Source organism: Patulibacter ginsengiterrae, assembly GCF_056269115.1.
In genome coordinates, this window is record NZ_JBWDOG010000003.1 from 218,544 (window position 1) to 239,585 (window position 21,042).

The following is a 21,042-nucleotide window of genomic DNA, read 5'->3' on the forward strand; positions in this document are numbered from 1 at the left end:
GGTCCTCAGGCGATCGGGATGTCCTCGACGTGCGGCGCCCCGCCGCCGGGTGGCGTCCGCGGCGCGGTCCCGGGCTCGAGCTCGAGCCGTTCGACCCACCAGTCGATGATCGCCCGCACGAGCAGCAGCAGCTGGCGGACGAGGTCGTTGAGATGGGACTGGAACTCCTCCGGCAACAGCTCGCGGAGGGAGCGCAGCAGCTGGGCGAGGGCGTGGACCTCGTCGGCGCGCTCGCCGCGGTCCTCGGGAGTCGCCCAGCCCTGGCGGGGCACGCCGCCGGCCTCCTCGGTCGCCCGCGCCTCGGCCGCCTGCTGGTGCAGGCGCTCGGCGGCTTCCTTGGTCGCGCGGATCCGCTCCCGGAGGTCGTCGAGCGGATCGGTCTCGGTGGGGGGCTCTTCGGGGCTCATACGGGGACGTCCGCCGCGTCGGCGACCAGGGTCACGTCGAGGACCCCGTCGCGCAACGCCGCGCCGGAGGGACGATAGTGCGCGATCGCCGCCGGCAACAGCACGGTCCGGCGGTGTCCGGCGACCTCGACGACCAGCTCGTCGCCGGCCCGGCGGAGGCTGACCTGCTCGCGGGTCGCGAGCGGCACGGCGATCCGCAGTCGGGCGCGGTCGCCGTCGATCTCGAGCTGGCGCGCGGTCCCGGTGTAGAGCCGCCCGCCGGCGTCGAGGTCGGCGTAGAGCGCCGCCGCCAGCCGGTCGAGCGCAGCGGTGCCGACGACCTCGCGGTCGAAGTACGGCGCCGACAGGATCGGCAGCGGGGCGAACGCCTGGTGGATCTCCGCCAGGTGCTCCTGCTGGCGCTCCCGCCAGCCGGCGAAGTACGCGCCGACGTCGTCCGGGAAGAGCCGGTTGACGACGATCGCGTCGGTCGCCACGCCGTGCAGCGAGAGCGCGGTGTAGGTCCGCCGGGTCTCGTCGATCACGACCCGGTCGGCGGTCGTCACCAGCCGCATGCTGACGGTCTCGTGGTCGACCAGCAGCTCGCGCATCGCCAGCAGGCTCCGCATCATCCGTCCGACCTCGTCGAGCACCTCGCGGTCGGGCACGGTGATGTCGAGCAGGGCCCGGGCCAGCGGGCGCGCGGCGCCGAGCAGCTCGTCCTGGCGGGGCAGCACGCGATCGAGCCACCAGTGGGCGATGTCGGGGAACGACAGCAGCCGCAGGGTCTCGCCGGTCGGCGCGCAGTCGACGACGATCAGGTCGTGCTCGCCGGCCTCGTGCAGGGCCACCAGCCGCAGCAGGCTGAGCAGCTCCTCGAGTCCCGGGGGGACGGTCAGCTCCTCGGCGGAGACGCGATCGACGCCGCGCGCGATCAGGCTCCGGCTGGCCCACCGCTGGACCGCGCCCCAGTGCCGGGTCAGCTCAGCGCGACCGTCGATCTGGAGGCCCTCGAGCCGCTCGCCGAGTGGTGTGGGGTCGGCCCCGATCGGCTGCCCGAGCACGTCGGCGAGGCTGTGCGCCGGGTCGGTCGAGACGAGCAGCACCCGCTGGCCCTCGGCGGCGATCCTGCGGGCGGTGGCGGCGGCGACCGAGGTCTTGCCGACGCCACCCTTCCCGGTGTACAGGATGATTCGTGCGGCCATCGGGCGCGAGTGTATGCGGCCGGGCGCCCGCCCTCGGGCGAGTGCCGGCCGCTGACCGCCGCGCGGGACGGCCGCGCCGCCGTCGAGCGCGGCGGCCCGGCGGCCCCCGGCGGCCTCCGGCGGTCGCGGTCAGGACGCCGCCGGCACGGCCTTGGTCGCCGGCTCGGCCGGCTCGGCCGGCTCCGCTCCGCGGGCGGGAGCCGGGCGGCGGGCGAGCAGCAGCGCGATCACCACGTTCGCGACCGCGAGCCCGGCGGCGATCTCGAGTCCCCGCTCGAAGCCGGCGGTCTGGGCCACGGTGGCGGTCGCCCCGTCGCCGAGCAGGTTGCCAACGCGTCCGGTGGCGATCGTGGTGATCACGGCCAGGCCGAGTGCCGATCCGACCTGGTAGGACGCCGACAGCAGCCCGGCCGCCGACCCGGCGTCCTGGTCGGTGACGTCGGTCACCGCTCCGATCTGGGTAGGCACGCCGACCAGGGAGATCGCGGCGCCGTAGAGCAGGAAGCCGGGCAGGAAGTCGGTCGCGTAGGCCCCGTCGGCGCTGGCGGTCGAGAGCAGCAGCAGCGACCCGCCGGCGAGCAGCGCGCCGAGCGCGATCACCGGTCGGGTGCCGAAGCGGCCGACCAGGGCCTGGGCGGCCACGGCGCCGAGCACGGCGGTGACGCCCATCGGCACGAACTGGAGGCCGGTCTCGATCGCCGAGGCGCCGCGAGCCTCCTGGAGGAACAGCGCCGAGAGGTAGAACATCCCGATGAAGGCGCTGCCGTTGAGGGCGAGCGCGACGCCGGAGAGCGCCAGCGGCCGCGAACGTGCCAGCCGTGGCGGCACGAGCGGGGCCGCGGCGCGGGTCTCGACGGCGGCGAACGCGAGTAGCAGCGCGGCCCCGCCCACGAGCAGGGCAACGACCTCGGTCGCACCCCAGCCAAGCACGTCGGAGCGGATCACCCCGAGCACGAGCGCCGTCACGCCGAGCGTGGCGAGGACCGCGCCCGCGGCGTCGAACGACCGGTTGCGCGCCGACGCTCGGCTCTCGGTGATCGTCAGCGGGATCGCGATCAGCACCAGCACGGCGATCGGGACGTTGACGAAGAACACCCACTCCCAGCCGAGGCTGTCGATCAGCAGGCCGCCGGCGACGACGCCGGCGGTGCCGCCGAGCCCGGCCAACGCGCCCCAGACGCCCATCGCGATGCCGCGCTCGCGGCCGGGAGCGAAGCTGACGGTGACGATCGAGAGCGCGGCGGGGGAGAGCAGCGCGGCGCCGACGCCCTGGACGGCGCGGGCAGCGATCAGGGCGCCCGAGCTGGGGGCGAACCCGGCGCCGAGCGAGGCGAGGGCGAAGACGGCGAGGCCGACGCTCAGCATCCGGCGACGGCCGAGCAGGTCGGCGGTGCGGCCACCGAGCAGCAGCAGCCCGCCGAACGTGAGCGCGTAGGCGCCGACGACCCACTGCAGGTCGAGCGCAGAGAAGTGCAGGTCGCGCTGGATCGCGGGCAGGGCGACGTTGGCGATCGTGACGTCGAGCACGACCATGAACTGCGCGAGGGCGAGGACGGCGAGGGCGCGCCAGCGGCGCGGGTCGGGAGGGGACACCGGGGGACTCCGTTTCGAACGGGCGAGGACCGTGCTGAAGCAGAACGATTCAAGCCAAGAATGATTTCTGGCGGAGAGCGTACGTCATCGCCGTGAATGATTCAAGACCGAAATCATTTTGGAGATATGCTTCTCTGGTGCTCCCGGACGAACCCTGCGACTACGGGCCCGCGAAGGGTCCGCTGCTGGCCTTGCCTCAGGGCGTGGCGGAGCGACCCGGGCTGCTGCTCTTCAAGCTCTCCCAGCAGCTGCTGGGGCGGATGGCGCCGCACTTCGAGGAACTCGGGATCGACGGCCGCGACTACACGCTGCTCGCGGTCTTGTCCAACGACGCTCCCGACTCGCAGGCGGAGCTGGCGGCGCTCTGCTCGTTGCTGCCCGCCCAGCTGGTGCCGGTGCTCGAGGCGCTGGAGCGCGACGGGCTGGTCGAGCGCCGCCGCGACGAGCGTGACCGGCGTCGGCTGATCGTCCGGATCACGGACGAGGGGCGGGCACGGCTGGCCGAGGCCGACGCTGCCGCCCAGGTGATCGAGCGGGAGTTGCTCGGCAACCTCGGCGAGGAGCTGCAGGCGCAGCTAGCCGCGTCGCTCCGGGCCGGGCTGACGAACGCCGCGGGCTGACCGCGGGGAGCGCGGGCCCCGGGCCGCGGTCAGCCGGCCTAGGGACGTACCCCTAGGCCGTGTCCCTAGGGCTGGCTGACGCCCGCGGCGCCGACCGCCGCACCGGCGTCGACGACGGCCCCCGGATCCGGCGTGAGCGCGCGGCTGCGGCTGGTGGCACGGCCGCGGGCCTTGGGACCGTTGGGCGTGGCCTTCAGCTCCTCGGCGAAGCGGGCCGCGGTCGCGCAGTAGAGGTCGGGCGAGGCCGGCGGCAGGTTGCCGGCGACCGGCTGGCCGGTCGCGAACAGCTGCGCGTCGGCGGTCAGGGTCTTGCAGAGCCCGCGCAGCAGATCGCGCGAGAGCGTGTGGTAGCTGGGGGTCTCGTTGGCGCCGCCCATCGAGTACCGGGCCCAGTTCGGGGTCAGGTACTGCGGCAGCTCGACCCGCAGCTCGCGCTCGGCGCGGACGTAGAGCGCGGCCACCTTGGTGTCACCGGTCAGCGCGACCTCGTGGAGCCCGGAGACGGCCTGGATGAAGGCGTTCATCACCCGTGTCTTGGTGAACGTGTAGAGCAGGATGTGGTCCCCGCCGGGCTGCTTGAGGAGCGCCCCCGACGGCGAGCTGTGGCGGAGCAGCGCGACGGCGCGCAGCGCGGTGTCGCGGTAGACCGGGTCGCCGAGCTTGTTCGACGTCCGGACCAGCGACTGCATCGCCGTGACCTGGGCCATGCCGGAGCCCCACGGCGGGGCACCGCCGCCGAAGTCGAAGAGGTACTGCCAGGCGGGGCCGCCGGCCCGGACCGACTGCAGCCGCAGCGCCTCGTCCTGGATCGCCTTCAGCTGGGCGACCTTGGCGGGGGTGTTGGTGGTCGACAGCGCGTTGGCGTTGCCGAACGTCGCCAGCCACTGGATCTGGAGACCCTCGCCGGCGTAGTACTGCCAGGTCAGCGGGCTGCCGGGGACGAGCGGGCGACCCCCGACCGGCGGGATCGGCTGCTGCGGCGACGTCCACCAGTCGCGGTTGACCTGGAGGGTCAGGAAGACGCTGGGGGCGAGCGAGCCGCTCAGCTGGCGACGCTCGGCGATCTGCTCGGTGTTGCGGATCACCCCGGTCAGCTCGGTCTTCTTCGTGCCCTTCGGGAGGCGCCCGGCGAGGACCTTGGCGTCGGTGTAGATCCCCAGCCAGAGCTGGTAGTCGGCGGCGCTGATCGCCTTGCTCGACTTGAGCTTGCGGACCTCGCCCTCGAGCGTGTACTTCGGCTTCTTGGCGGTCTTCTTCGACGGCTTCCTGGTGCTGCTCACGGCCTTCTTCGACGACGTCCTCGTCGTCTTCTTGGCGGCCTCGGCGGCGCTCGGCGCCAGCGGATTCCCGCTCGGTGACAGGGCCGCCGTGCCGAGCAACGCGAGAACGACGAACAGGGGAAGCAGCGAACGAGGGCGTCGCAAAGCAGGGGTGGGGGAGAACACCCGACCGATGGTAGGCTCGCCGCCCGCGTTCTCGCGCAGGTTCCCGTGCGCCGTCCCGGACGCAGGAGCAGAGAAGAGGATCCATGACCGGTAGCTCCGCACGTCGTCGCCCGAACACCGCTCGCCGTCCGGCCCCCGCGCGGCGCAGCTCGCCGTCCCCGCGCCTGCTGGGCCTGATCGCCGCGGTCGTCCTGATCGTCGTCGCGATCGTCTTCGTCAGCTGCCGAGGATCCGAGTCGGCGGCCGACGTGGTCTCGCGGGCGTTCGGCCAGGGCACGGAGATCAAGACCGCTCAGGTCAAGATCAAGCTCGGGCTGACCGGCAACGCCTCGGGCGGGGCCGGGCCGCTGAACATCGCGCTCGCGGGTCCCTACGAGGCGGGCAAGAACGGCAAGGCGAGCTTCGACTTCGCGCTCGACCTCGGCACCGCCGGCGGCTCGTCCGGCGGCGCGCTCGGGTTGCTCGGCTACAAGGGCAAGACCTACGTGAAGATCGGCGGCCAGCCGTTCATCGTCTCCAACGACGTGGTCAAGGACCTCAAGGACGACAAGGCCGCGAAGGACTCGGGCCTCTCGTTCTCGTCGCTGGGGATCAGCCCGAAGACCTGGCTGAAGGACCCGAAGAAGGTCGGCGACGAGCAGCTCGAGGGCGAGGACGTCCAGCACGTCCGCGCCGGCGTCGACGTCTCGCGGCTCGGGGCCGACCTCCAGAAGCTGCTGACGCGCGCCGACAAGGCGACCGGATCGGCGAAGGAGACGAAGCAGGCGGTCGACGCGGTCAGCGGCCTGAAGAAGGACATCAAGAGCGCGCAGATCGACATCTGGGCGGCCAAGGGCGAGGGCGCGCTGCGGCGGATGAAGCTCGACCTGAAGCTGGCCTCGGGCGGGGTCGTGATCGACTTCGGGCTCAGCCGGATCAACGACGACGTGACGATCGACGCCCCCAAGGGCGCGCTGCCGCTGGACCAGCTGCTGTCGGTGGTCAACCAGGCGCAGGCCGGGGCCGGTGCCGCGAGCGGGTCGAACAACGGCACGAGCGGGTCGGGTGGGACCTCGACGACCACGACGCCGGACGCGACGTCGACCGACGGATCCGCCACCGGCAGCTCGTCGGCCTACGACAGGTGCAAGGCCGAAGCGGGCGACAGCATCACCAAGCTCCAGGCCTGCGCGCCGCTCGCGCCCTGAGCGACGCCGCCGGTCCCGCGCTACTCGCCGAGCTGGCGTAGGAGCGCGGCGACCTCGGTCTCGACGTCCTCCTCGGGCTCGCCCCGCCGCCGACGGCGGGCGTTGCGGGCCTCGATCAGGGCGCGCGCCTCGGCGGCGACCTCGTCGCCGACGCTCATCGTGGTGCTGGGGGAGAGCAGCTCCCGCAGCTCGCGCTCGATGTCCCCGGCCGGCTCCCCGCGGGCGACCCGCCGGCGGCTGCGGGCCTCGAGCATCTGGCGGACGTCGTCCTCGCGCATCTCCGCCGGCTCCTGGGAGGGCGGGAGCAAGGTCCCGCCGCCGATCCCGTCGCGCGGCGAGGCGCTCATGAACAGGGTCGCGATCGCGATCAGGCCCGAGATCCCGACCACGGCGAAGATCACGACGGTGATGGCGGACTCCACACCGGGAGTCTGACCGAGTCGGGCGGCTCATGTGCGAGGAATCCGGACGGCTGCGTGTTCGACCGCACGCGGCCGACCTCCTACCGACGGTCGGGAGCCGGTACGCTGTCAGGTGTCGTTGGTTGACTGACTAGTCAATCTAGCTATCCGGATCGCCGCTCGAGCGGCCCCAAGGAGTCATCCCCATGGTCGATTTCACCCTCACCGACGAGCAGAAGGCCATCCGCGAGATGGCCCACGACTTCGCCGCGAACGTCATGCGCCCGGTCGCGTGGGAGCACGACAAGGAGGGGACCTGGCCGGAGGAGGTCCTCAAGCAGGCGTGGGAGCTCGGGCTCATGAACTCGCACGTCCCCGAGGAGTTCGGCGGCTCCGGCATGGACTACATGGCCGGCGTCCTGATCGAGGAGGAGCTCGGCTGGGGCTGCTCCGGCATCGGCACCTCCGCCGCGGCCAACGGCCTCGCGACGGCGCCGATCATGCTCGGCGGCACCGACGAGCTGAAGAAGTGGTTCTTCAACGACATCACGAGCAACTACAAGCTCGTCTCGTTCTGCCTGACCGAGCCGGGCGCCGGGTCCGACGTCGCCGGGATGCGCACGACCGCGACCAAGGTCGGCGACGAGTACGTCATCAACGGCTCGAAGTGCTTCATCACCAACGGCAGCTACGCCGACTACTTCACGGTCTACGCCAAGACCGACCCCGAGGCCGGCCACCGCGGCATCTCCGCCTTCGTCGTTCCGAAGGACGACACCGTCACGATCGACAAGAAGGAGGACAAGATGGGGCAGCGGGCGTCCAACACCGCGACCATCACCTTCAACGACACGCGCGTGCCGGCCGGCAACCTCCTCGGTGAGGAGAACAAGGGCTTCAAGCTCGCGATGATGACCCTCGACCGCACCCGCCCGGGCGTCGCGGCGATGGCGACCGGGATCGCCCGCGCGGCCTTCGAGGCGGCCGTCGACTACTCCAAGGAGCGCGTCCAGTTCGGCGTGCCGATCGCGATGCACCAGGCGATCCAGTTCATGGTCGCCGACATGGCCACCAAGATCGAGGCCTCGCGCCTGCTGACCTGGCAGAGCGCCGCGCTGCTCGACGCCGGCCTCCGCAACACGCTGGCCAGCTCGCACGCCAAGCGCTTCGCCGCCGACACCGCGATGGAGGTCACCACCGACGCCGTCCAGGTCCACGGCGGCTACGGCTTCATCAAGGAGTACAAGGTCGAGAAGTACATGCGTGACGCCAAGATCATGCAGCTGTACGAAGGCACCGCCCAGATCCAGCGGCTCGTGATCGCCAAGGAGATCCTGCTCGGCCGCAACGTCGAGGCCGCCGCCGTCACCGCCGTCTGAGGAACGCCTGCTCGGGGAGCGCGCCGCGGCGTCGCTCCTCCGCGCGGTCGGGCTCGCTGAGCCCGAATCGCGGGCCCGTACGACCTCGGTCGGCGGGCCCGCTGTCGTTGGTCGGCGTCAGGCCGGCGCGACCTGCGGTAGGAACATCCGCTGATCCTCGCCCGCGGGACTCCCGCGCGAGGTAGGCTGGCCGGCCCATGAAGCTCGGTCGCGGTCCCCTCGTCCTGCCCCTGGCCTGCGTCGTCGCGGGCGGCCTCGCGTTGCCGGCCGCCGCGACCGCCGCCTCGACGACCCGGACCTCGGTCGTCGCCAAGCTCGCCCCCGGGCTTCCGACGAAGAAGAAGCCGAAGTCGATCAAGGTCGACTTCGGGATGATCTGGAAGAACGACGTCAAGGACGGGCGTTCGACCCTCCAGGGGATCGAGATGCTGTTCCCGCGGGGAACGGTCTACAACGGGGCCAAGCACCCGAAGTGCAGCCTCGAGACGCTCAACACCAAGGGGCCCTCCGCCTGCCCCAAGGGCTCGAAGGTCGGCCAGGGCCGCGCGCTGGCCGACGCCGACACCGTCCCGACCCGGGCCGAGATCACCGTCTACAACGGCGGTCCGACGCAGATGTTCTTCTACACCACGATGACCAACCCGGCGGTCGTCCAGACCCCGGTGATCGGCAACATCACCAAGCTCGGCGGCGGCGGACCGTGGGGCTACCGCCTGACGACGACGGTCCCCGGCAAGCTCCAGGTCGTGGCCGGCGTCCCGATCTTCATGACCGACCTCCAGATCCACGTCGGCGGCGGTGACCTGCTGGCGGCGACGAGGACGCCGACGGCGTTCCAGCTCAGCACGACGATGAGCACGCCGGTCGGCTGATCGCGCCGCCGCGGCAGGTCGGCGGCGTTCCGCCGGTGCGCCGCGTGCGATGCTGGGCCCGTGGCTCCGTCACCCCCGACCGACCGCCGCCGTGAGGCGCGTCGCGCCGCCCGCGAGGCGACCCGCGACGCGGTCCTTCCCGGGCCGCAGGACGCGGTCGAGGTCCCGGCGGCGGGCCGTGGCGGCCGACCGGCAGGACCGGGCGATCCGCTCTCCGCGGCGCTGCGCCGGGCCGGACTCGTTCGCCTGCTGGTGCTCCAGCTGCTCGACGGCGAGGAGCCGGCCTACGGCAACCGGCTGATCGAACGGATCCGCGAGCTGTCCGCGGGGTTGGTCACGGTCAACCCGAACACGATGTACCCGCTGCTCCGCACCCTTGAGGAGGAGGGCCTCGCCGTCGGGGAGTGGGAGCACCCGGTCCGTCGCTCGCGGCGCTTCTACCGGATCACCGAGGCGGGGGCCGCCGAGCGCGAGCGGCTGCGGGACGAGGTGCTGCCCGCGCTCGACGAGGTCGCCGCAGCGGTCGCGGCGCTGCGGAGCGAGCTGCTCGGCTGAGCGGGTCGGCCGAGCAGCAGGCCGGCCGCGGCCAGGATCCCGGCTGACCAGCCAGTCGGTCGCACCGATAGGCTCCGTCCCGCCCGATCGGCTGCGGTTCTCAGCGTCGGTCCGGGTGGTCCGCCGCACCCTAGCTCAGGAGCAGTACCGCCACCATGTCGTTCGTCTTCAAGGCCGCCGTCGTCGGCGCCGGAACCATGGGCGGCCAGATCGCCCAGACCATCGCCGCCGCCGGCATCGACGTCGTCCTCAAGGACGTCAAGCAGGAGCTGGTCGACCACGGCATCGCCGAGGCGACGAAGGTCACCGAGCGCCAGGTCGGCAAGCTCGTCAAGAAGGGCAAGCTCGACGAGGACGCCGCGAAGGCCCAGGTCGCCGCGGTGATCGGCCGGATCCACGGCACGCTCAGCTACGACGCGTTCGGCGACGTCGACTTCGTGATCGAGGCCGTCCCCGAGAAGCTCGAGATCAAGCAGGCGGTCTTCGCCGAGCTCGACGCCGTCACCCCGGGCCACGCGGTCCTGGCCTCGAACACGTCGGGCCTGATGATCAGCGACATCGCCGCCGCGACCGTCCGCCCCGAGAAGGTCGTCGGCACCCACTACTTCTTCCCCGCCGCGGTGATGCCGCTGCTGGAGATCGTCGAGGGCGAGCTGACCTCCCCCGAGACGATCGCCACCGCCTACGCGTTCGCCCAGGCGACCAAGAAGCAGCCGATCGTCGTCGGCGAGGTCCCCGGCTTCGTCGTCAACCGGATCCTCGCGGCCGGCATGTCCGAGATCTTCCGCGCCCAGGAGGAGGGCCAGCTCTCGATCCAGAAGATCGACGACGGCCTCAAGGGCAAGGCCCTGCCGATGGGGCCGTTCGTGCTGATGAACTCGCTCGGGCTCGACCCGTCGCTGCACCTCCAGGAGCAGATGGTCGAGGAGTACGACGAGGGCGACACGTCGACCGGGGCGCGCTTCTTCAACCACAAGCGCCAGACCGAGCTGGTCGCCGAGGGCAACCTCGGGCTCAAGACCGGCGACGGCTTCTACAAGGCCGACGGCTCCTCGAACGTCGCGGGCGAGAACGAGCCCGACATCGACGAGATCGCCAACCTGGCGCACCTGGCCCAGGTCCGCGAGGGCATCTACCTGATCGAGGAGGGCATCACCAGCCACCGCGACGTCGACCTCGGGATGGCCGCCGGCACCGGGCTCGATCCGCGCCGCGGGATCCTGCCCCCGCTGCTGAAGGCCGACGTCGACGGGCTCGACGTGATCCTCGAGCGCTTCGACGCCGCCGCCGAGAAGCACGGCGACCGCTTCGAGGCCCCGGTCATCCTGCGGCGGCTGGTCGCCCAGGGCCGGCTCGGCACCAAGACCGGTCAGGGCTTCTACAGCTACCCGCAGTACGACGAGACCCAGCCGGCCGAGAAGGTCAAGCTGGAGACGCGGGGCGACGTCGTGATCGCCTGGCTCGACAACCCGCCGGTCAACTCGATCTCGCCCGAGGTCGTCGCGGACCTCGAGAAGGTCTGGGCGCACGTCGAGGCCCAGGGCACCCGCGCGGTCGTCTTCGCCTCGGCCTCGCCGATGGCGCAGGTCTTCTCGGCCGGAGCCGACATCCGCGAGTTCACGAAGATGGACGAGACCTCCGGTCGCGCCCTGATGGACGCCGCCCACGCGATCTTCCGCAAGTTCGGCGAGAGCTCGATCGTGACGATCGCCGCGGTCAACGCGCTCGCCTTCGGTGGCGGCTCGGAGCTGGCGCTGGCGACCGACATCCGGATCGCGGCCCGCTCGGCGGTCTTCGGGCAGCCCGAGGTCAAGCTCGGCCTGATCCCGGGCTTCGGCGGCACGCAGCGGCTGCGGCGCCTGGTCGGCGACCCGAAGGCGCTGGAGCTGAACCTGGTCGGCGATCCGATCCTGGCCGACGAGGCCTACGCCCACGGGCTCGTGAACCTCGTCGTCGACGACCACGAGCTGCTCGACGTGGCGCTCAACTGGGCGCGCCGCCTGGCCGGTCAGGCCCCGCTCGCCGTCGAGCAGATCAAGAAGGTCAGCACCGTCGCCGACCTCGACGCCGGGATCCAGGCGGAGAAGGACGCCTTCGCCGAGATCTTCGCCAGCGAGGACGCGAGCGAGGGCATCGCCGCCTTCCTCGGCAAGCGCGAGGCGCGCTGGCAGGGCAAGTAGTCGCGTCACCGACTCGCCCGGCGTCGACGCCGGGCGAGTCGGCTCGGGGCCGAGCGTCCGCCGCGGTCCGCGACGAGGCGGAGCGAACGGCCCGCGTCGCCCGGCGGACCCCGCCGCGGCGCTACGGTGGAGCGATGCGCGTCCCGCCTGGTGACGAACCGTTCGGCGGGGCCGACGAGCACGAGCGGCTGGCGCGGATGATCGCCGACGCGGGCTCGGTCGTCGCGCTGACGGGAGCCGGGATCTCGGTGCCGTCGGGGATCCCCGACTTCCGGACGCCGGTGACCGGCATCTGGGCGAACGTCGACCCGATGGAGGTCGCCCACGTCGACGTCTGGCGCACCGATCCGGTCCGCTTCTGGGCCTTCTACGGCGAGCGCTTCGCGGTGCTCGGCGACGTCGAGCCGAACCCCGCCCACGCCGCGCTGGTCGAGTTGGAGCGGCGCGGGGACCTCGACGGCGTCCTGACCCAGAACATCGACCGGCTCCACACCCGTGCGGGGTCGAGCGACGTCGTCGAGCTGCACGGCAGCGTCGCCGGCTGCCACTGCCCCGCCTGCGGGCAACGGGTGACCCTGGACGAGGCCCGGCGGCGGATCGCGGCCACCGTCGACGGCGTGCCCCGCTGCACGGCCTGCGGCGGCGTCCTGAAGCCGGACATCGTGCTCTTCGGCGACATGCTCCCGCTCGCGGCGGTGGCGCAGGCCGAGCATCTGGCCCGCCACGCCGACCTGATGCTCTGCATCGGCAGCTCGCTCGAGGTCTGGCCGGTCTCCGAGCTCCCGGCGACGGTGATCGAGCACGGCGGCCGGCTCGCGGTGCTCACCACCGGGCCGACGCCCTACGACGAGCTCGCGACGGTCCGCCTCCACGGCGACGTCGTCAGCGAGCTGGAGGCGCTGGTCGCGGCGCTGGAGCGGCTCACGGTCTGAGCCTTCGTCGCCGACCGGCCGCGCCGGGCCGCCCTCGCGCGTGTGCGCGAGCGGGCGGCGGGACGCGGAGCCCGGGTCCTCAGCGGGACGGCGGGTGCTCGCCGATCCGGCGCCCGCCGGCCCGGCGAGCGAGCGCGACCGTGAGCGCGTCGAGGACCGTCTGGACGGTCGTGACCTGGTCGTCGTCGAGTCCGCCGCGGACCGCCGCTGCCGCGACCTCGGCGACCGCGTTGCGCGAGTCCCGCAGCTGGACCAGCGCCTCGTCGAGCCGCGGGGCGTCGCGCCACGGCTCGAGCTCGACGATCGCCGCCTCGAGCGCGATTCGCAGCTGGAGCGCGGCCTCGCGGGTCCGCCCGGTGGCCAGGTCCTGGTGCGCGCGGAGGCTCAGGGTCTCGGCGGCCAGCGGTGCGTCTCGCCCGCTCAGCAGCTCGGCCAGCCGCTCCTCGGCCCCGATCCCGTGGCCGGTCCGGCGGACCCGGGCCGGCTTGTCGGCGAGGACCTGGAGCCGGCGCTCGCTGGTCCAGCGGCCGTCGGCACCCTCGGGACCGGTGCCGTAGGCGACGGTGGCCCGGGTCAGGTCGCGGGCGCGTAGCGGCCGCGGGCTCGGCTCCTCGGTGGCGATCGCGTGCAGGTACAGGAGCTGGTCGAGGATCTCGAGGGCCGCCGCGAGCGCGGCCGGCCCGTCGACGTCGGCCAGCCAGCGCTCGGGGTCCGGCACGTCGAGCGGGTCGGCGTCGACGACGGTCAGCCGAGCGGCGGGGATCGGCGTTCCGGCGGCGTCGGCCGAGCGGCCCCGGCGGAACCGTCGGCGCGGGCGTTCGGTGGTGGTGACGACGACGACGGCCAGCGGACGGTTGGCGTGGCCGCGGATCGTCCAGCGGCCGTGGACCAGGTCCAGCTCTCCGGAGACCTCGACCTGGACGATCCGGAAGAGCGGTCCCGGGGCGGACGCGGGCACGCGGTCAGCGGCCACGCGGAGCGGCGCCGGGGGCGACCGAGGACCGGTGTCCGGAGTGGGGATGGGCAGCGTGATCGACGATCCGCTGATCGTACCCGGCCTGCGCCGGAGCCACCGGGGCGCCGGACTACCGCGGGTATCGCCAGTTCCCAGCTGGTTCCGACCGAGGGTTGCAACTCCTCGCCCGGGCATGGGCTAGGGTGCGCCGGACGTGGCCCCGCCGGGGGTCGCGGCCACCATCTCGGGGAGGCCCGTCCGCCATGAGTGACGATCTGTCGAATGCCACCAAGGACCTGCGCGACCGCGTCCGCGGCGCGAGCGAGGAGACCGTCGGGAAGCTCGCGCAGGAGCTGCTGAGCAACCCGTTGGTGACCGGGGCGGTGCAGCGGGCGATGGAGATCCGCGAGCGCGCGACCCAGGCCCAGGAGGCGGCCTTCGGCGCCCTCAACATGCCGACGGCGGCCGACATCGAGCGGCTGACGCGGCGGGTCCGCAACGTCGGGCAGCGCCTGGAGTCGATCGAGGACGCCGTCGATCGCGTCGACGAGCGACTCGTCTCGCTCGGCGGCAAGGGCGACGCGGCGGCGCTCGCCGCGATCGCCAAGCAGCTGGAGCAGGTCGAGGCGTCGCTCCAGCGGCTCACCGACAGCGCCGACGCGGCCGCCGACTCGGCCACGAAGTAGCCCCGCGGGAGCGGGTCGGGTCCGGTGCTCAGCGGGCCGCCAAGGCTCGCCGGGCCTCGCCGTCGGGGCGCCGCGCCGCCGTCAGCGGAACGCGGTGACGGCGACCGCGCCGAGCGTCCGCCACCAGCCGCGACGGTGGTCCTCGTCGTCGTCCGGAGCGGGGAAGGCGAGCACGACGGCCGCCGGGATCCCGAGTCGGGCGCAGGCGGCGAGGAACGGCGCGGTCTGGCGGTCGACGGCGGTCACGCCCGCCGGCGCCTCGGGCAGACGGCCGCCGTCCTGGGGGAGGAGATCGACGCTGAGCACGCCGATCGCGCTCGCGCCCGCCTCGAGCAGGGCTCGGGTCATCGGGCCGTCCGGCTGCAGGCGCGGGGGTGCCGCGAGCGCGCGACTGGTCCCGTCGGCCGGCACGGCGAAGGCGACCGAGCGCAGCTCGTCGGTGCCGACGGCGTCGGGGCCGAACGACGCGGCGGACCCGGCCCGGACCATCTGCCGGATCCCGGCGTCGTGGAGCTCGCGGACGACCGCCGCGACGCTCGGTCCGCCGGTGCCGGTCGACTGGATCGTCAGGCTGACCCCGTCGGCGGCGGTCCCGGAGTAGCCCCACAACCCCCGCTGGTGGTTGCTCATCAGCGGCTTGTCGAGCAGCGACTGGGCGAGCTCGAGGGCGCGGCCGGGATCGCCGACCACGATCGCCCGTTCCGCGACCGGGTTGACGAGCTGGAGGACCGGCGGCAGGCGATGTCGGGTGCTCACGGGACGGCCGAGGATAGACTGGCCGGGTGGACACGGACGGGCCCTCGACACCCCCCGACGACGCCGGGACCCGTCGCTCCGACCGGGTCGAGGCCGTGCGTCGCGCCGTCGACCAGGCGCTGACCGCGACGGCGGGCACCACCCGTACGCGCGCTCAGGAGCTGGCCGACGAGCTGGGGCAGGTCGTGACCCGGGTCCGCGGCGCGCTCGAGGACCTCGGCAGCGCCGGCACGACGCAGGCCGGGGCGCTCGCCGACGAGGTCCAGCAGGCGGTCGGCCGACTCGGCCGGACGCTCGACGCCCGCCCCGCGTCCGCCGACGAGGTCCGCCGCCTGAACGAGCGGATCGAGCTGCTCGAGCAGCGGCTCGAACGGCTCGAGACCGCACCGGCCCGCGGCCAGGAACCGCCCCCGGGCGGCCCCCGCGCACCCGATCCGACGCCGTAGCGGCCCGGCCCTTGACGGCACGGCTCCCGAGCCGGTATGACTTCTTCTAAGAACGAGACTTCAGGCCAGAACGTGGGTGATTCGTCACCCGCGAGGCGCCGCCCCCTGTTGGGACGAGCGCCGAGGGCCGACGGTGCGGGACGCGATGCCCGCGGGCGACGAGGCCGGCAACGACCTCGTCGCCAGATCTCTTCCGACCCGGACGACGATCCGGCGTCGTCCGGTGGGGAGCAGCTCAGCTGCACGCAGGTCGCCGCCCTGGTCGGCGTCTCCGAGAGCACGCTGCGGCGGTGGGCGGAGCTGGACCTGGTGCCCGTCGACGAGCACGGGCGCTGGACGCTGGAGTCGCTCAACCACGCCCGGGTCGTCCAACGGCTGCGGTCGAAGGGCCGGTCGCTGGCGGAGATCGCCGAGGTCGCGGAGCGCAGCGGCCTCGCCCTGAGCTACCTCAACGGCGTCGTCACCCCGGCCACCGAGCACATCGACGCGGAGGAGGTCAGTCGCCGGACCGGGCTGCATCCGGCGCTGGTTCGCCGCGTCGGCGAGGCCCTGGGCTTCAGCGGGCAGTCGCTCGAGCAGCTCAGCGTGCTCGACGTCGAGCTCTTCGAGCACGTCGCGCGGGCCCTCGACGCGGGCTTCCCGCTGGTCGCGATGCTGCAGCTGGCGCGGGTCTACGGCCAGGCACTCGGCCGCGTGGCCGACGCCGAGGTCCGGATGTTCCGGCTCTACGTCCGCGACCCGATGATCCGCGAGCGGTCGAGCTCGTTGGAGGCCGCCGCCAGCGTCGGCGAGCTGGCCAGCCAGGTGCTGCCGCTGGCCGACCCGATCATCCGCCACATGCACCGCCGTTCGCTCCAGTGGTTCATCGAGCAGGACGCGGTCAGCCTGGTCGAGCAGGCGCTCGACGAGGACTCGCTGCTCGGGCTCGGCCGGCTGCGGGTGGCGATCGCGTTCGTCGATCTCGCCGGCTACACCCGCCTGACCGAGGAGCAGGGCGACGAGGAGGCGGTCGAGGCGGTCGAGCGGTTCGTCGACGCGGTCGAGATGTCGTTGCCCGACGACGCGCGGATCCTGAAGACGATCGGCGACGAGGTGATGGTGATCGGCGACGCACCGGCGGCGCTGGTCGAGTGGGCGGTCGGCTTCCAGGTCCTCTACCCCGACGAGCCGCGGGCGCGGATCGGGATCCACGCTGGCGAGGTCCTCTACCGCGACGGCGACTACTTCGGTCGCGAGGTCAACCAGGCGGCGCGGGTGGTCGCACGGGCCGCCGGCGGCGAGGTCCTGGTGACCGATGCGATCGTGGCGGCGGCGGGTCCGCACCTGGCCTTCGACCCGATCGGCGAGGTCCGGTTGAAGGGCTTCAAGGATCCGACGGCGCTCTACGTCGCGCGCCAGTCGGTGCCGGAGTAGCGGCGTGGCCGGCGGGGGAGGGCAGGCGACGACGGTCCTCGAGCGGGTCGCGGCGAGCGGCACGATCGTCCCCGGCGCCCCGATCGTCGTCGGACTGTCGGGCGGCCGTGACTCGCTCTGCCTGCTCGACGTCGTCGTCCGCCTGGCCGGGGCCGACGCGGTGCTCGCCGTCCACGTCCACCATGGCCTCCGTGGTGGCCCGGCCGACCGCGACGCCGAGCGGGCCGGTCAGGCGGCGCTCCGGCTCGGGGCGGCGGTGCGGGGCGTGCGGCTGACCGTCCCGGATCCGGTCCGGGCCCGCGGTGGCTCGCCCGTGGTCTGGGCGAGGGAGGCCCGGCGGGTCGCGCTACGTGCGGCCGCCGACGAGTGGGGGCGGACGAGCGTCGGGTCGGCGTCGTCGGGCCCGGCGGCCGGCGAGGAGACCGCCGGGGGGCTCGTCCCGGTCGCCGTCGCCCACACCGCCAGCGACCAGGCGGAGACCGTCCTGCTGCGGGCGATCTCGTCCCCCGGGACCCGAGCGCTGGCCGGGATCGCCGTCCGCGACGAGCGTCGCGGGGTCGTCCGGCCGTTGCTGGCGGCGGGGGTCACCCGCGCGGAGGCCGGGGCCTGGTGCGCCGTGCAGGGACTGAGCTGGCGCGACGACGGAACCAACCCGACGGGCCCGCGCGGACGGGTCCGGGCGCTGCTGGCGGGGCTCGAGGCGATCGACGGCCGGGCGGTCACGGCGCTCGGACGGACGGCGGCCCGCGCGCGGGAGGACGACGACGCCCTGCGCCAGCAGGCGCGAACGCTGCTCGGCGAGGCCGGCGGGGACCGGCTGCCCCGGGACCTGCTCGCGTCGGCCCCGGCCGCCGTCGGGCGCCGGGCGCTGCGGCTGCTGGCGGAGGCCGCCGTCGGCCGTTCGTGCTCGCGCGTCGAGGCCCGGCTGGAGGAGGTTCTGGCGCTCGAGGTCGGCGCTCGCGGACGGGCCGCGCTCGACCTCGGCGACGGCGTCCGGGTGGTGCTCGTCGGCGGTGCGTTCCGCTGCGAGCCGTCGCCGCTGGGCCGCCCCGACGGCCCCGGTCGCTGACGGGGCCACCCCAGCATGCGCGCGGTCCGTGGCGGTCGCTGACCGTCGGATCTCGCCCTCCGGCCCCTCGGTCAGGCAACCAGCCTGGCTCACCGGATCGGGGGACGACCTGCTTGCTCAGCGAGCACCACGACTCCACGCCCCGACTGGGACAGTCCCTAACATCCTGCCCCGTGCGCGACCCGAACATCGGCGAGATCCTCATCCAGTCCGACGAGCTGCAGGCTCGGATCGCGGACCTGGGGGTCGAGATCAGCAAGGACTACGAGGGCCGGGAGATCCTGCTCGTCTGCGTGTTGAAGGGCGCGGTCCTGTTCATGGCCGACCTGATGCGCCAGCTCTCGGTGCCCTGCGAGGTCGACTTCATGGCCGTCTCCTCGTACGGCTCCGCGACCCGCTCCAGCGGCGTCGTCCGGATCCTCAAGGACCTCGACGGCCCGATCGAGGGCAAGCACGTGCTGATCGTCGAGGACATCATCGACTCCGGCCTGACCCTCCAGTACCTGATGCGGAACCTGCGCTCGCGCAACCCCGCGTCGCTCGAGGTCTGCTCGCTGCTGACCAAGCCGAGCCGCCGCGAGGTCGAGGTCCCGATCCGCTACACCGGCTTCGAGCTGCCCGATCGCTACGCCGTCGGCTACGGCCTCGACCTCGCGCAGCGCTACCGCAACCTGCCCTACGTGGCGGCGTTGACGGAAGCGGCGATCGCCGCCGCGAAGTAGCCCCAGCGCACACCGGGACGTCCGTTGACGGCCGCTGCACGCGGACCTGGACGACCGTCCGAGCGACCGGCACGGCCAGCGGCAGCGCGCCAAACGCCCCCACAACACTGAGGTGGAGTGCGGGTTACAGGCGCGTTGCTACGCTTCATTCCCGACTTCGCACTTCGATCACCGTGACGAAGCCCGAAGCCGGACACTCACATGAGCCGGTTCTTCAAAAGCGCCCTCTTCCCCATCTTGATCGTGCTGCTGCTGGCGTTCTTCGCCATGCAGCTGTTCGACAACCAGAACGAGGAGAAGTACACCTACGGCGAGTTCATCTCCCAGGTAGAGGCCGGGCAGGTGAAGAGCGCCGTGATGAAGACCAAGGACAACGCGGTCGACGTCGAGCTGAAGAACGGCAAGAAGTACGAGGTCGGATACGACCGCGACTTCGGCGGCCAGCTCACCACCTTCCTCGACGGCCAGGCGAAGGACAAGAACCTCTCGACCTTCGACATCAAGTCGTCGAAGACCTCGGGGATCTGGCAGGCGATGATCTACATCGTCCCCTTCATCCTGTTCCTCGGGATCTGGTTCCTGATCATGAACAACGTTCAGGGCGGCGGGTCGAAGGTCATGCAGTTCGGCAAGTCGAAGGCGAAGCGGATGTCGCCCGACACGCCGAAGATCACCTTCCGTGACGTCGCCGGCGCGGACGAGGCGGTCGAGGAACTCCACGAGATCAAGGAGTTCCTCGAGAACCCGAAGAAGTTCCAGGCGCTCGGCGCGCGGATCCCGAAGGGCGTCCTGCTCTTCGGCCCCCCGGGCACCGGCAAGACGCTGCTGGCCCGCGCCGTCGCCGGCGAGGCCGGCGTGCCGTTCTTCTCGATCTCCGGCTCGGACTTCGTCGAGATGTTCGTCGGCGTCGGCGCCAGCCGCGTCCGCGACCTCTTCGAGCAGGCCAAGCAGAACTCGCCCTGCATCATCTTCATGGACGAGATCGACGCCGTCGGCCGCCACCGTGGCGCCGGCATGGGCGGCGGTCACGACGAGCGCGAGCAGACGCTCAACCAGCTCCTGGTGGAGATGGACGGCTTCACGATGACCGACAACATCATCTTGATCGCCGCCACCAACCGGCCCGACATCCTCGACCCGGCGCTGCTGCGCCCGGGCCGCTTCGACCGCCAGATCGTGGTCGACCGCCCGGACCGCAAGGGCCGCGCCCGGATCCTCGACGTGCACACGCGGGGCAAGCCGCTGGCGACCGGGATCGACACCGAGACGCTCGCGGGCCAGACCCCGGGCTTCACCGGCGCCGACCTGGCCAACCTCGTCAACGAGGCCGCGCTGCTCGCCGCCCGCTCGGGCAAGAAGCAGATCACCCAGCACGAGCTCGAAGAGGGCATCATGCGGGTGATCGCGGGTCCGGAGAAGAAGACCCGCGTGATGACCGAGAAGGAACGCGAGATCACCGCGTTCCACGAGATGGGCCACGCGTTCGTCGGGCACTTCCTGGAGCACGCCGACCCGGTCCACAAGATCTCGGTCGTCGGCCGTGGCCAGGCGCTCGGCTACACGATCTCGATGCCGGCCGAGGACACCTTCCTCACCACCCGCCAGCAGCTGCTCGACCAGATGGCGATGACGCTCGGCGGCCGTGCCGCCGAGGAGATCGTCTTCGGCGAGATCACGACCGGCGCGTCGAACGACCTCGAGAAGGTCACCGCCACCGCCAAGCAGATGGTGATGCGGTTCGGCATGAGCGAGCGGCTCGGGCCGCGGGTCTTCGGGCACGACGCCGGGCAGCCGTTCCTCGGCCGCGAGTTCAACTCCGAGCCCGACTACTCGGACGAGATCGCCCGCGAGATCGACGACGAGATCCGCCGGATCGTCGAGGACGCGCACCAGCGCGCCACCGACCTGCTGACGGATCACCGCGACCTGCTCAACCGGGTCTCCGAGATCCTGATCCGTCGCGAGACGATCGAGCGCGACGAGTTCCTCGCCCTGCTCGACGGTCGCGCCGAGGACGACGTCTTCGACGACGAGCCGCCGCCGGCAGCCGGCCTCCCGGCCGCGCCGGACGACGAGGAGCGCAGCAGCGAGCGCAGCGCGCCTCGCCCGCTGCCCCGCCCGGGCCTCGGGACCGCGATGGACGCCGGCAACGGCCCGTCGCGCCCGCGGATCGTCTAGCCGCCACCACAGCGGCAGACGCGGGTCGACGGCGACCCGCAGCAAGCGACGTACGGACGGCG

20 protein-coding genes are annotated in these 21,042 nt (G+C 72.7%); 13 read left to right on the forward strand and 7 right to left on the reverse strand.

What is annotated here, in order from left to right; genetic code table 11:
* Positions 1–5: 5 nt before the first annotated feature.
* From ACVUH9_RS07525 to ACVUH9_RS07535, 3 genes are all read right to left on the reverse strand, one after another.
* Positions 6–407: a hypothetical protein gene (locus tag ACVUH9_RS07525; RefSeq protein ID WP_475755490.1), complete on the reverse strand. Its 402-nt coding sequence runs from the start codon at positions 405–407 to the stop codon at positions 6–8.
* Positions 404–1,591, reverse strand: a complete 1,188-nt coding sequence (locus tag ACVUH9_RS07530; protein WP_475755491.1) for an ArsA family ATPase — start codon at positions 1,589–1,591, stop codon at positions 404–406. Before ACVUH9_RS07530 ends, ACVUH9_RS07525 begins: the two co-directional genes overlap by 4 nt.
* Positions 1,592–1,720: 129 nt before the next feature.
* Complete coding sequence (locus ACVUH9_RS07535; RefSeq protein ID WP_475755493.1) at positions 1,721–3,184, reverse strand: MFS transporter; 1,464 nt, start codon at positions 3,182–3,184, stop codon at positions 1,721–1,723.
* Positions 3,185–3,321: 137 nt separating this feature from the next.
* Here ACVUH9_RS07535 and ACVUH9_RS07540 point away from each other — a divergent pair, with 137 nt between their 5' ends.
* Complete coding sequence (locus tag ACVUH9_RS07540; RefSeq protein ID WP_475755495.1) at positions 3,322–3,804, forward strand: MarR family winged helix-turn-helix transcriptional regulator; 483 nt, start codon at positions 3,322–3,324, stop codon at positions 3,802–3,804.
* A gap of 65 nt (positions 3,805–3,869) precedes the next feature.
* Here ACVUH9_RS07540 and ACVUH9_RS07545 read toward each other — a convergent pair whose 3' ends face one another.
* Positions 3,870–5,084, reverse strand: coding sequence for a D-glucuronyl C5-epimerase family protein (locus ACVUH9_RS07545; protein WP_475755497.1), 1,215 nt, complete (start codon positions 5,082–5,084; stop codon positions 3,870–3,872).
* Between the two features lie 248 nt (positions 5,085–5,332).
* Here ACVUH9_RS07545 and ACVUH9_RS07550 point away from each other — a divergent pair, with 248 nt between their 5' ends.
* A complete protein-coding gene (locus ACVUH9_RS07550; protein WP_475755499.1) occupies positions 5,333–6,436 on the forward strand; it encodes a hypothetical protein in 1,104 nt (367 codons plus the stop codon).
* A gap of 20 nt (positions 6,437–6,456) precedes the next feature.
* Here the strand turns inward: ACVUH9_RS07550 and ACVUH9_RS07555 are convergent, their stop codons facing one another.
* Positions 6,457–6,858, reverse strand: coding sequence for a hypothetical protein (locus ACVUH9_RS07555; protein WP_475755500.1), 402 nt, complete (start codon positions 6,856–6,858; stop codon positions 6,457–6,459).
* 185 nt (positions 6,859–7,043) lie between these two features.
* Here ACVUH9_RS07555 and ACVUH9_RS07560 point away from each other — a divergent pair, with 185 nt between their 5' ends.
* The 5 genes from ACVUH9_RS07560 to ACVUH9_RS07580 all read left to right on the forward strand — a co-directional run bounded on the left by ACVUH9_RS07560 (position 7,044) and on the right by ACVUH9_RS07580 (position 12,755).
* Positions 7,044–8,216, forward strand: a complete 1,173-nt coding sequence (locus ACVUH9_RS07560; protein ID WP_475755502.1) for an acyl-CoA dehydrogenase family protein — start codon at positions 7,044–7,046, stop codon at positions 8,214–8,216.
* A gap of 197 nt (positions 8,217–8,413) precedes the next feature.
* Positions 8,414–9,088 (forward strand): hypothetical protein, encoded by a 675-nt coding sequence (locus ACVUH9_RS07565; protein ID WP_475755504.1) that lies wholly within the window; start codon positions 8,414–8,416, stop codon positions 9,086–9,088.
* A 60-nt stretch (positions 9,089–9,148) separates the two neighbouring features.
* Entirely contained in the window at positions 9,149–9,643 is a 495-nt protein-coding gene (locus ACVUH9_RS07570) for a PadR family transcriptional regulator (protein WP_475755506.1), read from the forward strand.
* A gap of 155 nt (positions 9,644–9,798) precedes the next feature.
* Positions 9,799–11,823: a 3-hydroxyacyl-CoA dehydrogenase/enoyl-CoA hydratase family protein gene (locus tag ACVUH9_RS07575; protein ID WP_475755508.1), complete on the forward strand. Its 2,025-nt coding sequence runs from the start codon at positions 9,799–9,801 to the stop codon at positions 11,821–11,823.
* A 134-nt stretch (positions 11,824–11,957) separates the two neighbouring features.
* A complete protein-coding gene (locus tag ACVUH9_RS07580; protein WP_475755510.1) occupies positions 11,958–12,755 on the forward strand; it encodes an SIR2 family NAD-dependent protein deacylase in 798 nt (265 codons plus the stop codon).
* A 79-nt stretch (positions 12,756–12,834) separates the two neighbouring features.
* On the opposite strand, the gene ACVUH9_RS07585 is transcribed toward ACVUH9_RS07580, so the two are convergent.
* Positions 12,835–13,713, reverse strand: a complete 879-nt coding sequence (locus tag ACVUH9_RS07585) for a hypothetical protein (RefSeq protein ID WP_475755512.1) — start codon at positions 13,711–13,713, stop codon at positions 12,835–12,837.
* A 260-nt stretch (positions 13,714–13,973) separates the two neighbouring features.
* Here ACVUH9_RS07585 and ACVUH9_RS07590 point away from each other — a divergent pair, with 260 nt between their 5' ends.
* Positions 13,974–14,396, forward strand: a complete 423-nt coding sequence (locus tag ACVUH9_RS07590; protein WP_475755514.1) for a hypothetical protein — start codon at positions 13,974–13,976, stop codon at positions 14,394–14,396.
* Between the two features lie 81 nt (positions 14,397–14,477).
* Here ACVUH9_RS07590 and ACVUH9_RS07595 read toward each other — a convergent pair whose 3' ends face one another.
* Positions 14,478–15,152 (reverse strand): phosphorylase family protein, encoded by a 675-nt coding sequence (locus ACVUH9_RS07595; RefSeq protein ID WP_475755516.1) that lies wholly within the window; start codon positions 15,150–15,152, stop codon positions 14,478–14,480.
* A gap of 26 nt (positions 15,153–15,178) precedes the next feature.
* Here ACVUH9_RS07595 and ACVUH9_RS07600 point away from each other — a divergent pair, with 26 nt between their 5' ends.
* The 5 genes from ACVUH9_RS07600 to ftsH all read left to right on the forward strand — a co-directional run bounded on the left by ACVUH9_RS07600 (position 15,179) and on the right by ftsH (position 20,980).
* Positions 15,179–15,598, forward strand: a complete 420-nt coding sequence (locus tag ACVUH9_RS07600; protein WP_475755518.1) for a hypothetical protein — start codon at positions 15,179–15,181, stop codon at positions 15,596–15,598.
* Positions 15,599–15,784: 186 nt separating this feature from the next.
* On the forward strand, positions 15,785–17,011 hold the full coding sequence (locus ACVUH9_RS07605) for an adenylate/guanylate cyclase domain-containing protein (RefSeq protein WP_475755641.1): 1,227 nt from the start codon (positions 15,785–15,787) through the stop codon (positions 17,009–17,011).
* Positions 17,012–17,015: 4 nt separating this feature from the next.
* Positions 17,016–18,080 (forward strand): tRNA lysidine(34) synthetase, encoded by a 1,065-nt coding sequence (locus tag ACVUH9_RS07610; protein ID WP_475755520.1) that lies wholly within the window; start codon positions 17,016–17,018, stop codon positions 18,078–18,080.
* Between the two features lie 173 nt (positions 18,081–18,253).
* A complete protein-coding gene (hpt, locus tag ACVUH9_RS07615; RefSeq protein WP_475755522.1) occupies positions 18,254–18,802 on the forward strand; it encodes a hypoxanthine phosphoribosyltransferase in 549 nt (182 codons plus the stop codon).
* Positions 18,803–19,003: 201 nt separating this feature from the next.
* Positions 19,004–20,980, forward strand: coding sequence for an ATP-dependent zinc metalloprotease FtsH (gene ftsH / locus ACVUH9_RS07620; RefSeq protein WP_475755524.1), 1,977 nt, complete (start codon positions 19,004–19,006; stop codon positions 20,978–20,980).
* Positions 20,981–21,042 lie beyond the last annotated feature (62 nt).